We start from the raw sequence: 13,672 nt of genomic DNA, 5'->3' as shown, positions 1-13,672 counted from the left end.
TTTATAGCGGTGATAAAAGAGTCTCGATCAGCCTATTCAACTGCTGCTGAAACTTCCCGCCCGGCGAGGGTGGGTTGGGGTCTGAGGTAATTACCACGGTCATCTCCCGTTCGGGAATTACGTAGAGCGCTTGGCCGCCGTAGCCGCGCCCGTAGTACACGTCTTCTCCTGCCAGCTGGGTAATAAACCAACCGAAGCCATAGCCGTCACCGGTCCAGGGGGACGAGCCGCGCGGCAGCCACGATGCAGCAACCCACCCTTCAGGCAGTACGCGCTGTGCATTGCCGCTTTCATCTAATACGATGCCGTCGTTGCGATATAGCTCACCTATCTCAATCAGCGCCCGCGGTGAAAGCTGCATATCGTTGCCGCCAAAATAGATGCCCTGCGGATCACGTAACCAGGGGCGAATATCGATATTGAGTGGATCACCCAGCAAGCGCTGAGCAAGGGCATGAGTGGTCTCGCCGCTGGCATGGGTGAGGGCTGCTGAAAGTAAGTGGCTGGTGCCGGTTGAATAGAGCATTTGCCCGCCGGGTTCATCAACGAACGGGCGTGTGATCGCATCGTTCACCCAGTTGGGGCTAGCGACCCAGGCGCTATAGTTGCTTCCCGATGTGCTCTCTAGCCCAGCCTGCTGGGCAAGCAAATGCGCCACGCTGATCTCGTTAACCCGTGGGTCAAGGCCGTTAGGAAGATGTTCGCCAAACAGCTCAACGATTGGCTGCTCAACGGATTCGATAACGCCCGCCTCAATCGCCGCACTGGTAATGGCCGCAAGCACCGTTTTAGATAGCGATTTAATGTTGGCAGGCGAGGCCACGCCCGGCCCATCTTGGTGAAGCTCATGGACAATATCGCCTTCGTAAGCCACCACGACGTTATGCACGCGGTTCAGTGCAGCGGCCTGCTGATCAAGCGCCTGAAGAGCATTGGCGGAAGGTTCATTGGCGGCGGCACTAAAGGTAGGAAATAACCACATAACGGCGAGCGAAATCGGCAAAACATGAACGCGCATTGCAATACCTTTGGTGTAGAGAATACAGGTTTGAGCAACCAGGCGGGATGGAGGTTCCGAATCTGCCATTAAACGTTGGGACAGATCCTTTTTAGTGGTCTGTCTCTTATGGTCAGGCGCTGTGCTGGTCAATGCGGAGCCACGCTTACAAGCAAATTTTGGGCCCCGAAACGCGTCAATATTACGCAAAAGGGTCAAAAGCCTGCTAGGATATGGGTGCTAGCTCAAGGGTGAGCAACCCTTTGATTTTCTCTAAAACGCACTAAGCAAGGAGCGCCCTATGCGTAATATTATCTATATCATCGGTCTTATCGTGGTAGTTCTGTTCATTCTTTCGATGCTTGGTCTGCGTTAATACCATGACAAAAAAGCCCGCCGGTTTTATACCGACGGGCTTTTTTTATGCGCTGCGTTCAGGTGTTTCTATCTGCGAGCTGCTAGGCGCAGTCAGCGGCGCCTTGCCCAAACATATCAAACATCAGCTCGCGGCCAAGGTGGGTTAGTACAAAGCGGCCATACTCGTTGAACGTAGCGGCTTCGCTGGTTTCCATCACCTGTTGGCAGGTTGCCCAAGTAGGGGCCGCGGCGCTAAGCGCTAGCAGCTCACGGCGGGCTAAGCCGCGCTGGGGCAGGGTAATGGTTTCTAACACATGGCCATGGTCGTAGAGCAGCTCGGCGGCAATCGATAAACACTGGCGAAGGCTACGCTGTACATGCGCAAGAGGCACGGGTGCTTTTATTAGCTCGGCAGGCATAAGTAGTGAAGGCATCAAATGATCTCCTGCAGTCAGCCCAAGGTGGGCCTGTTGCAGTGCATTATAGACCAAGGTCTAAGTCTGGCCAATGTCTAGATCGGGGCAATGTCTGTTGTGGAGTGGCCTATGACAAAGAATAGACGTTGGCCAGAGTAGGCAAGAGCAGGGCATTTGCTCTCACTAACCTTAACCTGCGGGATTGAAAATAGTGATTGCTGGAAAGGCGAAAGCTTAGCGGCGGTGGGCCTGCTATCAGCCGCTATTGTGAGAGAGTCGTTTGATAAGGTCGCGTCGGGCACTATATTCATAAAAAGAATAAAAAGAAGATTTAATATTCCTTTGTTCGTTTTTGTTTGAGCGAGTAAGATAATCTTCATTAGCCTTTTACCACTTAAGTAAGGAAGCAACGTTATGCGGTTAACTCGCCAGTTTAGTCTTACCCTTGCGGCACTCTCGCTTAGCCTTGCAGGTGGTTTGTTTGCCGCTTCAGCCCAGGCTGATACGCTGCGCGTGGGCATGTCCGGGGGCTATTTCCCGTTCACCTACGTTGAGCAAGACGAGCTTAAAGGCTTTGAGGTTGATGTCATGAACGCGGTGGGTGAGCTTTCCGGTGACGACATTGAGTTCGTTACTGCAAGCTTCTCTGGCTTGGCGGGCATGTTGGAGTCTGGGCGTATCGATACGATTGCCAACCAGATCACCATTACCCCTGAACGTGAAGCCAAGTACGTATTTACCGCGCCCTATGTGTATGACGGGGCACAGGTGGTTGTGAAGGCGGGCAATGACGCCATTGAAGGCGTTGAAGATTTATCCGGCAAAAGTGTCGCGGTGAACCTAGGCTCTAACTACGAGCAGCTGCTGCGCGAACAGCCCAATGCCGATGAAATCGACATTCGCACCTACGAGTCTAACGTTGAACAGGATGTGGCCTTGGGCCGTGTTGATGCCTTCGTGATGGATCGTGTGAGTGCATCGCAGGTCATTAGCGAGCGCGGTTTGCCGCTGATGCTGGCGGGCCAGCCGTTTACCACTATCGAAAACGCGCTGCCGTTCCGCGATGACGAAGCGGGTCGTGAGCAGCGTGATCGTGTTGATGCGGCGTTGTCAGAACTGCGTGAAAACGGAGCGCTACGTGAAATATCTGAAAAGTGGTTTGATACGGATATCACTCAGCCGTAACGCTTGGCCTAACCTGTTGAACGCGGCCGTGGCATTGCCACGGCCGTTTGCTTATCAGCGAAGTAGCGATGTTTACTTATATGTTTATTGATACGTTTAACTATCATGCTTAACCTTGAATATATGTGGGGGCTGCTGCCGGTTCTGCTGCGCTATTTGCCGCTCACCCTTCAAATGGCGACCATCGCAATGTTCTTTGCGCTGATTTTGGCATGCCTGCTGGCGGTCGTGCGCGTGTCAAAAGTGCCGGTGCTAAACGGGTTTTCAATGCTGTTTATCTCGTTTTTCCGCGGTACGCCGCTGCTCGTTCAGCTGTTTTTGTTCTACTACGGCCTGCCTCAGTTGGTTGAAGCGTTGGTGTCGATTAATGGCGTAACGGCGGCGGTATTGGGAATCACGCTACACTTTTCTGCTTACATGGCCGAGTCCATTCGTGCCGCGATTGTGGGAATAGACCGCAGCCAAACCGAAGCGGCGCTTTCTATTGGCATGACCCAGCCGCAGCTGATGCGGCGGATTATTTTGCCGCAGGCCACCCGCGTAGCCACTCCCACGCTGATGAACTACTTCATCGATATGATTAAAGCGACCTCGCTGGCGTTTACACTGGGTGTCACTGAGCTGATGGGCGCGACGCAAAAAGAGGCGGCGGGCAGCTTTTTGTATTTAGAGGCGTTCTTGCTAGTGGCGCTTATCTATTGGGCGGTGGTGGAAGTGCTTTCCTGGGGGCAGCGCCGTTTAGAGACGTATCTGAATAAGGCCTACCAACGATGATTTCGCTGCAAGGCATTACTAAGCGCTTTGGCGCCCATACGGTGTTTCAAGATGTCGATTTAAGTCTTTCGCAAGGCGAGATTATCGTGATCATTGGCCCTTCGGGTACCGGTAAGTCAACGCTACTGCGCTGTATTAACTTCCTTGAACGGCCGGACTCAGGTCGCCTGCAGGTGGGTGACCTGAGTATCGATACCCAGCGCGCCAGCCGGGCAGATATTCTTGCCCTGCGCCGTCGTACGGCATTCGTGTTTCAGAGCTACGGCCTGTTTGCGAATAAAACCGCGCTTGAGAACATCAGCGAAGGCATGATCGTGGTGGATAAGCTGCCCAAAGCGAAGGCGTATGCGCGGGCCAGGGAAATTCTAGAGCGAATCGGCCTAGCTGATAAAGCAGATGCTTACCCGGCTTCGCTTTCCGGCGGCCAGCAGCAGCGGGTAGGCATTGGCCGGGCCATGGCGGCCAATGCCGATGTGATTCTGTTTGATGAGCCTACCTCGTCCCTCGACCCGCAGTGGGTAGAGGAAGTGTTGAGTCTGATGAAGCAGCTGGCGGTTGAGCGCCAAACGATGATCGTCGTGACCCACGAAATGCAGTTCGCTAGAGAAGTCGCCGACCGCGTGGTGTTCATGGACGACGGCGGTATCGTTGAACAAGGTCCGCCTGAAACGTTATTCACTGCGCCCAAAGATGAGCGAACGCGGCACTTTTTGCGCAAAATTTTAGCTCCCTCGGGGCAGGCTGCGCCGTAAGCGCTGAACGTATATTGTCTGAGAATGAAATGCCGACACTGACCAAAGTGTTACTTAAAAGCGTTGAGCAGCTGGCTGTTGAGGCGGGCGCGGCGATTATGCAGGTGTATCGCCGTGAGTTTGCCGTTGAGCTTAAGGCTGACCATAGCCCGCTAACCGAGGCGGATAAAGCCGCGCATGTGATTATCGTGCGAGGCTTACAGGCGTTGACGCCTGACGTGCCGGTACTTTCAGAAGAAGACACTCAGCGCTTTGAAGGCGCTAACGCCGAGGGGTTTTATTGGCTGGTGGACCCGCTGGATGGCACTAAAGAATTTATTAAGCGCAACGATGAGTTCACCGTCAATATAGCGCTAATTGAGCGCGGGCAGCCGGTGTTGGGCGTGGTGGTGGCGCCGGCTTTATCGCGCACTTATGTGGCCGCCAGCGGCCTAGGCGCATTTAAAATTGTTGAAGACGGGCAATATGTGGCGATTAATACCGCCCCCGCGCCGCAAGTAGGGCAGCCATGGCGCGTGCTGGGAAGCCGCTCGCACCCTGATCCGCGGATGTCGAACTGGTTAGCGGCGCTTGGGAAGCACAGCGTTCAGCCCATGGGTAGCTCGCTGAAGTCATGCTTGATCGCGGAAGGTCGCGCCGATGTTTACCCGCGTTTTGGGCCAACCAGCCTGTGGGATACGGCCGCCGCCCAGGCGATTGTTGAACAGGCAGGCGGGCGCGTGGTGACATTGGAAGGAAAGCCCTTGTGCTACGCGGATTCGGCGCAAGTGTTGAATCCTGATTTTGTAGTGTGGGGAAGTTCTGCCTAGTGCTGTGTCTTTACCTTCGCTGACGTATTGACAACCGCTAGCAAGCACGCGTAGCGCGTGATAGACTACGCCATCCTGTTAGGCAAGAATTTTGAAAAGATAGTGCTAAACAACTGTCTTTTATGATTTTTGCAGGATTATTTTTTCAGGATTAGTTTTGTAGGGTGAAACGTCGCGCTGTGATAGCGCAGCCGACGAATACATATTTAATTTCGTTGCCGCTTATCGGCAACCTTTATTCTCCAAGGAGATACCCTGTGGCGAACAGCAAGCAAGCACGCAAGCGCGCCCGCCAGGCCGAGAACCGTCGCGTCCTGAAATCCAGCCAGCGCAGCATGGTCCGCACCTACATCAAGCGTGTAGTGAAAGCGATCAGCACCGGCGACCACGCTAAGGCAATGGAAGAGTTCAAGGCCATGCAGCCGGTCGTTGACCGTATTGCAGACAAAGACGTGCTGTCTAAGAAGAAAGCAGCTCGCCTGAAGAGCCGTTTGAACAAGCGTATTAAAGCACTGGCGGCGTAAGCCGGCAGGCGCCATAAAAAACCGGCTGCGGCCGGTTTTTTTGTGTCTGAATGGTTTCTCTAGTTACGATTGCTAAATACGTTTTTTGGGCGGGTTTTCTGGATAGCTTATGACGGCGACAAAAACACCCAATACTTCCCCCGATGCCTCGTCAGCCCGCCGTGGGCTAATGCGCTCTGGCCTCGTGGTGAGTGCGATGACCATGCTGTCGAGGGTGATGGGGCTTGCGCGTGATGTGGTGGTCGCTACCCTTTTAGGGTCAGGCGGCGGCGCTGATGCATTTTTCGTCGCGTTTAAAATCCCTAATTTCCTACGCAGGCTGTTTGCAGAAGGGGCCTTCAACCAGGCCTTTGTGCCGGTGCTTTCAGAGTATTCCACTCAGCGTAATCGGGACGAAATTCGTGAACTGCTGAACGCCACTGCGGGCAGCTTAACCGCGATATTGGCGCTGATTACCGCCGTGGCGATGCTCTGCGCGCCGTGGCTCATTTGGGTGTTTGCCCCTGGCTTTGGGCGTGATCCTGAAAAGCTGGCGCTCACCGCAGATATGCTGCGGCTAACGTTCCCCTATTTACTGCTGATTTCGCTCACTGCGTTTTCCGGCAGCGTCATGAATACCTGGAATCGCTTTGCGGTGCCCGCTATTACGCCGGTGCTGCTTAATCTTTCGCTAATCGGCGCAGCGCTGTTCTTAATGCCGATGATGGAAGAGCCGGCCATGGCGCTGGCCTGGGGCGTGCTGATCGCCGGGGTTGCGCAGTTGGCTTTTCAAGTACCGTTTTTACTGCGCTTAGGGCTGATGCCGACGCCGTGGCCCAATTTTGCCCACGAAGGTGTGCGGCGGATTCTAAAGCTGATGGGCCCGGCGCTGTTTGGGGTGTCGGTATCGCAAATTAATTTATTGCTGGATACCGTGTTGGCCTCATTGCTGGCCGCAGGCAGCGTGTCGTGGCTTTATTATTCAGATCGCCTCGTTGAACTACCGCTGGGCGTTTTCGGGGTGGCGATTGGTACGGTGATCTTGCCCGCGCTGTCGAAACGCCATGCCGACCAGTCTAAAGAGCACTTTGCAGCGATGCTCGATTGGGCTATTCGCATTGTATTGTTGTTAGGCTTGCCGGCCGCGCTGGCGTTGGCGGTGTTGGCGGAGCCGCTGCTGATTACGCTATTTCATTATGGCGCGATGACCGACAATGACATTCAAATGGCGGCCATGAGCCTGCGGGCGTACGCCTTCGGCCTAGTCGCGTTTATGCTGATTAAAGTGCTGGCGCCGGGGTTTTTCGCCCGCCAAGATACGCGCACCCCGGTGAAGGTAGGTATTATTGCCATGGTCGCTAATATGGCCCTGAATCTGGTGCTGATTTGGCCGCTGGCTCATGCCGGGCTGGCGCTAGCGACGGCACTTTCTGCGTTCCTAAATGCTGGCTTGCTGGGCTATTTGCTGCATAAACAGGGTGTGTTGGTCTTTCAGCCCGGCTGGAAACGCTACGCTGTGCAGCTAGTGGGCGGCAGTGCGCTAATGAGCGGGGCGCTCTATTTTGTTGCTCCTGACTGGCAGGCGTGGCTGACCTTTAGCCTTTGGCAGCGGATAGCCTGGGTGAGCGGGTTAGTAATGTTGGGTGGCTCGCTTTACGCTGCGTGGCTGGCAGCATTTGGCCTGCGTTTTCGCCATCTTAAAATGCAATCGTGAGACTGCGCGCTAGCGGGTGTATTTGTTACACGGCGTGTTCGTTATAATCAGAGGCTTTATGTCCTCTAACGGCTGAGGTGCCATGCGCGTCATTCGAGGTCTGCACAACTTAAAAGCGGCTCATCGTGGCTGCGTTGCAACGATCGGAAACTTCGATGGGGTGCATCGCGGCCATCAAGCCATTCTGCAGCAGTGCCGCGAGCATGCGGCGCGCTGGAATGTGCCGCTTACCGTGGTGGTGTTTGAACCCCAGCCGCGTGAGTTTTTTGCCGGTGATCAAGCGCCGCCACGTTTAACGCGGCTGCGTGAAAAGGTCCGCTTGCTGCGTGATTTCGGCGCCGAGCAGGTGTTGGTTCTGCCGTTTAACGAGGTGCTGCGCAGCCTGACCGGGCGTGAGTTTATCGATCAGGTGCTGATTGATGGGCTGGGTGTTAAGCATCTTGTGGTCGGTGATGACTTCCGCTTTGGCTGTGATCGTCTTGGTGATTTCGCACTGCTGGCAGAAGTTGGCCTCACCCAGGGCTTTGGCGTGGAGCACACCCGCACTTTCACCGTGGACGACGAGCGCGTTTCCAGTACGCGGGTAAGAACCTTGTTGGCCAGCGGCAATTTTTCCGCCGCTGCGCGCTTGCTTGGTCGGCCCTATTCGTTAGATGGCCGCGTGGTGCGCGACCAGCAGTTAGGCCGCACGATTGGCGTGCCGACCGCGAACCTGCCGCTTCTACCCCAGCCGTTAACGCTACGCGGTGTGTTTGCAGTCATCGTTGAGCTTGAAAATGGCCGGCGCTACCCGGCAGTCGCCAACGTAGGGTTTCGGCCCACGGTGGGGTCAAAACGGCCGACGCTAGAGGTACACCTGTTGGATTTTAGCGGTGACCTTTACGGCCAGCACATGACCGTTTTTCCCTGTACGCGCCTGCGCGGCGAGGTGAAGTTTGACGGCCTTGAGGCATTAAAAGCGCAAATTGAACGCGACCAGGCCCGCGCTCGCCAGTACTTCGCGGCGCCCCCGGGTGATCAAGGCAGCTCTGAACAAGACAGCTCTCTTCCGCTGGCCTCGGCTCCGCTTGAGCGTGAGGCTGCCGTTTCCATGACGACTGTTTCTAATACAACTGTTTCTAAGACAACTGCTTCCAAGACAATTTCTTCTGATTCTTCTTCGGCGGATGACGCCGATGCTACCAACGGCTGACCAGACCATGGATTATAAGCACACGCTGAATTTGCCTGAAACTGACTTTCCTATGCGCGGCATGCTGCCTAAGCAGGAGCCGGGGCGAGTTTCCCAGTGGCAGGATATGAATATTTACCAGCGCCTGCGGGAAGCACGTGCAGGCGCGCCGCTGTTTGTGCTTCACGATGGCCCTCCTTACGCCAATGGCAGTATCCATATTGGTCACGCCGTTAATAAGATTCTTAAAGACATTATCGTTAAGTCGAAAAACTTAGCCGGTTTCGATGCCCCCTATGTGCCGGGTTGGGATTGCCACGGCCTGCCCATTGAGCACAAGGTAGAAACGACCCACGGAAAGCATCTTGAACCGAGCCGAGCCCGTGAACTCTGCCGTGAGTACGCGGGTGCCCAAGTTGAAACGCAGCTGGCTGACTTTGTGCGCCTGGGCATTATCGGCGATTGGGATCACCCTTATCGCACCATGGATTACGCCAATGAAGCCGGCGAGATCCGTGCGCTAGCCGATATGGTGGAAGCGGGCTATGTGTTTAAAGGCCTGAAGCCGGTTAACTGGTGCTTTGACTGTGGCTCGGCGCTGGCGGAAGCAGAAGTGGAGTATGCGGATAAGAAATCGGATGCCATTGATGTGGCTTTTCCGGTGGAAGATACCGACAAGCTTGCCGCGGCCTTTGGTCTAAGCGAGCTTCCCAAGCCTACTGCTGTGGTCATCTGGACCACCACGCCGTGGACTATTCCCGCTAACCAGGCGCTGAACGTTCACCCTGAGTTCACCTATGCATTGGTTGATACCGGCGAGCGTTTGCTGCTGCTAGCAGAAGAGCTAGTGGCAAGCTGCCTAGAGCGCTTTGGCCTGGAAGGTGAGGTGATTGCCACCACGCAAGGCGCCAAGCTTGATCTGATCAATTTCCGCCATCCGTTCTATGACCGCCTGTCGCCGATTTATCTAGCGGATTACGTCGAGTCAGAGGTCGGCAGCACCGGTATTGTCCACTCTGCGCCGTCTTACGGTATGGATGACTTTGTCACCTGCCGCGAGCATGGCATGGAGTTCGACGACATGCTGAACCCGGTGCAGGGTAACGGCGTGTACGCTGACGACCTGCCGTTCTTCGGCGGCCAGATGATTTGGAAAGCCAACCCAAATATCATCGAGAAGCTGCGCGATGTTGATGCGCTGATGGCGCATACGCCGATCAAACATAGCTATATGCACTGCTGGCGCCATAAAACGCCGGTGATCTACCGCGCCACGGCGCAGTGGTTTGTGGGCATGGATATTCAAGGTAAAGACGGCAAAACCCTGCGCGAGAGCGCGTTGGAAGGCATTGCCGCCACGTCGTTTACCCCCGCCTGGGGGCAAGCGCGCTTGCACAGCATGATTGCTAACCGCCCAGACTGGTGTATCTCCCGCCAGCGTAACTGGGGCGTGCCTATTCCGTTTTTCCTTCACAAGCAAACGGGCGAGCTGCATCCGCGTACCGTTGAACTGATGGAAGAGGCGGCCAAGCGCGTTGAGCAAGAAGGAATCAACGCGTGGTTCCGTCTTGAGCCCGCTGAATTGCTGGGTGCTGAGGCCGCTGAGTACGATAAAGTCACCGACACACTCGATGTGTGGTTCGACTCCGGTACCACCCATCGCCACGTGCTGCGCGGCTCGCACCCGCACGGCCATGAGAGCGGCCCGCGCGCCGATCTGTATCTGGAAGGCTCTGATCAACACCGCGGCTGGTTCCATTCTTCGCTGCTCACCGGCTCGGCGATTGACGGCCATCCGCCATATCGTCAGCTGCTGACCCATGGTTTCACCGTGGATTCCCAGGGCCGTAAGCAGTCCAAGTCATTGGGCAACGTGGTCGCGCCTCAAGAAGTGATGGACAAGCTGGGCGGCGATATTCTGCGCCTGTGGGTCGCTTCTACCGATTATTCCGGTGAAATGGCCGTATCGGACGAAATTTTGAAGCGCACGTCAGACGTCTACCGTCGCATTCGTAACACCGCCCGCTTTCTGCTTTCAAACCTCAACGGGTTTGATCCTGAGCGTAATCAGGTGGCCTTTGGCGACATGCTGGCGCTAGACCAGTGGGTGGTCGATCGCGCCGCCCAGCTGCAGGTGCGCATTGAAAAAGCCTATGAAGAATATCGCTTTTTAGATGTTTACCAGCAGGTGCACGGCTTCTGCGCGCGTGAGCTAGGCGGCTTCTATCTCGACGTTATTAAAGATCGCCAGTACACCACGCAAACAGATTCGCTGGCACGTCGTAGTGCACAAACCGCGCTGTATCATGTCGTGGAAGCACTGAGCCGTTGGATTGCACCGATTCTCTCGTTCACTGCTGAAGAGATCCACGAGAACATCCCCGGTAAACGCGGCGATAGCGTGCTGCTTGAAACGTATTACACCGGCCTTGCCACTCTAGACGAAAGCGCTGACCTGGGTCGCGCCTTCTGGGAGCAGGTATTGGAAGTTAAGCACTCGGTGAATAAGTGCCTGGAAGATGCTCGTAATGCCAAAGTGATTAAGGGCAGCCTTGCCGCCGAGGTCACGCTGTATGTCAGCGATGAGCTGCAGGCGACGCTGGCCAAGCTGGGCGATGAGCTGCGCTTTGTGATGCTGACCAGCGATGTCACGCTCAAGCCTTTAGCAGACGCGAGTGATTCAGCGGAAGCAACCGAGCTTGATAGCTTGAAAGTCGCGGTTAGCACTAGCGAAAACACCAAGTGCGAGCGCTGCTGGCACCACCGTCCGGATGTCGGCACCCATGCCGATCACCCTGATTTGTGCGGTCGCTGCATTAGCAACCTTCCAGAAGGCAAAGGCGAGATTCGTTACTATGCCTAATGCTGCCAATACGCCCAATGCTACCGATGCCAGTGAGCGGCCGCCCATGAAGCGGCCCTTGAGCTGGCTGTGGATCGCTGCGGCGGTGATCGTGCTCGATTTGCTCACCAAGTACGTGGCCAGCAGCCAGCTTGGCTACGCACAGCCGGTGGAGGTGCTGCCCTTTTTCAATCTCACGCTGCTGCATAACCCTGGCGCGGCGTTTAGCTTCTTAGCCACGCACCCGGGCTGGCAGCGCTGGTTTTTCGCCATTATTGCGGTTGGAGCCAGCGTCGCCCTAACGATATGGCTATCAAGAGTCAAAAACGACGAGAAGCTGCTGGTGATTGCGCTACCGCTGATTATTGGCGGCGCTTTAGGCAATCTGTATGATCGCCTCGTGCATGGCTATGTGGTTGATTTCCTTTCCTTCCACGTGGCTGGGTGGTACTACCCGGCCTTTAACGTGGCGGATATTGGCATCACCCTGGGCGCAGTTGCACTAATCTGGGAATCTATCATGGGTGAGCGGCGGCGCAAGAAAGCGCACGCTGCTTCTCATTAATCGACTATTGAGAGCTGTAATGAGCGACTACCGTATCGATGATGGCATGGAGGTGACGCTACACTTCACCTTGAAGCTAGAAGATGGCACGCTGGTGGATTCGACCAAAGACAAAGCGCCGGCAACCTTTGAATTTGGCGATGGCAATTTGCCACCAGGCTTTGAGCACCCGATTAAAGGCTTAGGTGCGGGGCAGAGCGGTAGTTTTCAAATTACCCCCGAACATGCGTTTGGCCAGCATAACTCGCAGAATATCCAGACGCTCAAGCGTGCCGACTTTGGTGATGAAGCACCAGAAATAGGCATGGTGATGTCGTTTGCGGATAAAGCGGGAACGGAATTGCCTGGCGTGGTCAAAACTATCGACGGCGAGCGCATTGAGGTCGATTTTAATCATCCGCTAGCGGGCCGTACGCTCACGTTTGAAGTGGAAGTGCTGGACGTTAAGCCCGCCACCACGCACTAGGCTTACTATCACTAGGCCTACTAGCACTAGCGACGTTCTTATTCACTAAGCGATGCGCTTACGCATCAAGGCGCTACTATGCAATCGATGCAACCTATGCAACCGACGCCAGCACAGCCCATACAGATCAAATTGGCCAATCCGCGTGGCTTTTGCGCCGGCGTGGATCGCGCAATCGATATCGTTAACCGTGCCCTGGATGTCTTTGGCCCGCCTATCTATGTGCGTCACGAAGTCGTGCATAACCGGTTTGTGGTTGAAACGCTGCGCGCCCGTGGGGCTGTGTTTGTAGAAGAGCTGGATGAAGTGCCGGACGACGTCATCGTGATTTTTTCTGCCCACGGCGTGTCTCGCGCGGTTCAGGCAGACGCCGAGCGGCGTGGCTTGAAGGTCTTTGATGCCACCTGCCCGCTGGTCACCAAAGTACACCTGGAAGTGCTGCGCTACGCTAAACGCGGTCAAGAGTGTGTGCTCATCGGCCACGAGGGCCATCCTGAAGTTGAAGGCACCATGGGGCGCTACGACACCTCCCTGGGTGGGCATATCTACTTGGTAGAAGATGAGGAAGACGTGGCTAAGCTTGACGTGCACGATCCTTCGCAACTGGCTTTCGTGACGCAAACGACGCTTTCGATGGACGACACTGCCAAGGTCATTGCTGCGCTGCGCGGCAAGTTCCCTGCGATCCAAGGGCCGCGTAATGACGATATCTGTTATGCCACTCAAAACCGTCAGGACGCTGTGCGCGAGCTAGCCGATCAGAGTGATTTGCTGCTGGTAGTGGGTAGCCCGAATAGCTCGAACTCAAACCGCTTGCGTGAGCTCTCAGAGCGCATGGGTACCCCGGCCTATCTGATCGACAATGCTGATCAAATTGATCCTCAGTGGCTTGAAAATGTAGCCAATGTTGGCGTTACCGCCGGTGCTAGTGCCCCTGAAGTATTGGTCAAAGGCGTTATTGCTAAGTTGCAAAGCCTCGGTGCTGCGGTGCCGGAAGAGCTGCAGGGGCGCGAAGAGACAATTACCTTCTCCATGCCTAAAGAACTACGTGAAAAGGTCATTGTGAGCGGCTAGGCATCGTGTAGCAATCTGTGACATGCTAACTTTAATACGCTTTTTCA

13 protein-coding genes are annotated in these 13,672 nt (G+C 55.3%); 11 read left to right on the top strand and 2 right to left on the bottom strand.

Annotation, left to right across the window (positions count from 1 at the left end; all coding sequences use genetic code 11):
* Position 1: 1 nt before the first annotated feature.
* Positions 2–1,018, bottom strand: a complete 1,017-nt coding sequence (locus tag ACT3TR_RS05600; protein ID WP_096282271.1) for a serine hydrolase domain-containing protein — start codon at positions 1,016–1,018, stop codon at positions 2–4.
* A gap of 437 nt (positions 1,019–1,455) precedes the next feature.
* Positions 1,456–1,788: a hypothetical protein gene (locus tag ACT3TR_RS05595; RefSeq protein WP_096277882.1), complete on the bottom strand. Its 333-nt coding sequence runs from the start codon at positions 1,786–1,788 to the stop codon at positions 1,456–1,458.
* Positions 1,789–2,184: 396 nt separating this feature from the next.
* Here ACT3TR_RS05595 and ACT3TR_RS05590 point away from each other — a divergent pair, with 396 nt between their 5' ends.
* From ACT3TR_RS05590 to ispH, 11 genes are all read left to right on the top strand, one after another.
* Complete coding sequence (locus ACT3TR_RS05590; RefSeq protein ID WP_096277887.1) at positions 2,185–2,955, top strand: amino acid ABC transporter substrate-binding protein; 771 nt, start codon at positions 2,185–2,187, stop codon at positions 2,953–2,955.
* A gap of 105 nt (positions 2,956–3,060) precedes the next feature.
* Complete coding sequence (locus ACT3TR_RS05585; protein WP_096277889.1) at positions 3,061–3,729, top strand: amino acid ABC transporter permease; 669 nt, start codon at positions 3,061–3,063, stop codon at positions 3,727–3,729.
* The gene (locus ACT3TR_RS05580; protein ID WP_096277891.1) at positions 3,726–4,481 is read left to right on the top strand and encodes an amino acid ABC transporter ATP-binding protein; all 756 of its coding nucleotides are present in this window, start codon (positions 3,726–3,728) and stop codon (positions 4,479–4,481) included. The genes ACT3TR_RS05585 and ACT3TR_RS05580 overlap by 4 nt, the downstream gene beginning before the upstream one ends.
* Before the next feature lie 29 nt (positions 4,482–4,510).
* On the top strand, positions 4,511–5,290 hold the full coding sequence (cysQ, locus tag ACT3TR_RS05575) for a 3'(2'),5'-bisphosphate nucleotidase CysQ (RefSeq protein WP_096277893.1): 780 nt from the start codon (positions 4,511–4,513) through the stop codon (positions 5,288–5,290).
* Between the two features lie 257 nt (positions 5,291–5,547).
* A complete protein-coding gene (gene rpsT, locus ACT3TR_RS05570; protein WP_008959243.1) occupies positions 5,548–5,814 on the top strand; it encodes a 30S ribosomal protein S20 in 267 nt (88 codons plus the stop codon).
* 109 nt (positions 5,815–5,923) lie between these two features.
* The gene (murJ, locus tag ACT3TR_RS05565) at positions 5,924–7,507 is read left to right on the top strand and encodes a murein biosynthesis integral membrane protein MurJ (protein ID WP_176483364.1); all 1,584 of its coding nucleotides are present in this window, start codon (positions 5,924–5,926) and stop codon (positions 7,505–7,507) included.
* A gap of 82 nt (positions 7,508–7,589) precedes the next feature.
* Positions 7,590–8,699, top strand: a complete 1,110-nt coding sequence (gene ribF / locus ACT3TR_RS05560) for a bifunctional riboflavin kinase/FAD synthetase (RefSeq protein WP_096277895.1) — start codon at positions 7,590–7,592, stop codon at positions 8,697–8,699.
* Positions 8,683–11,541, top strand: a complete 2,859-nt coding sequence (gene ileS, locus ACT3TR_RS05555) for an isoleucine--tRNA ligase (RefSeq protein WP_441685992.1) — start codon at positions 8,683–8,685, stop codon at positions 11,539–11,541. The genes ribF and ileS overlap by 17 nt, the downstream gene beginning before the upstream one ends.
* Positions 11,534–12,085: a signal peptidase II gene (lspA, locus tag ACT3TR_RS05550; protein WP_444625030.1), complete on the top strand. Its 552-nt coding sequence runs from the start codon at positions 11,534–11,536 to the stop codon at positions 12,083–12,085. The genes ileS and lspA overlap by 8 nt, the downstream gene beginning before the upstream one ends.
* A 19-nt stretch (positions 12,086–12,104) precedes the next feature.
* Complete coding sequence (gene fkpB / locus ACT3TR_RS05545; protein WP_444625031.1) at positions 12,105–12,551, top strand: FKBP-type peptidyl-prolyl cis-trans isomerase; 447 nt, start codon at positions 12,105–12,107, stop codon at positions 12,549–12,551.
* A gap of 78 nt (positions 12,552–12,629) precedes the next feature.
* Positions 12,630–13,625 (top strand): 4-hydroxy-3-methylbut-2-enyl diphosphate reductase, encoded by a 996-nt coding sequence (gene ispH, locus ACT3TR_RS05540; protein WP_444625032.1) that lies wholly within the window; start codon positions 12,630–12,632, stop codon positions 13,623–13,625.
* Positions 13,626–13,672: the final 47 nt, after the last annotated feature.

This window comes from Halomonas sp. AOP12-B1-6, from assembly GCF_052379225.1.
GTDB classification, from domain to species: domain Bacteria; phylum Pseudomonadota; class Gammaproteobacteria; order Pseudomonadales; family Halomonadaceae; genus Vreelandella; species Vreelandella casei.
Note: the sequence above shows the minus strand (reverse complement) of the source record. Positions and strands in the feature narration are given on the sequence as shown.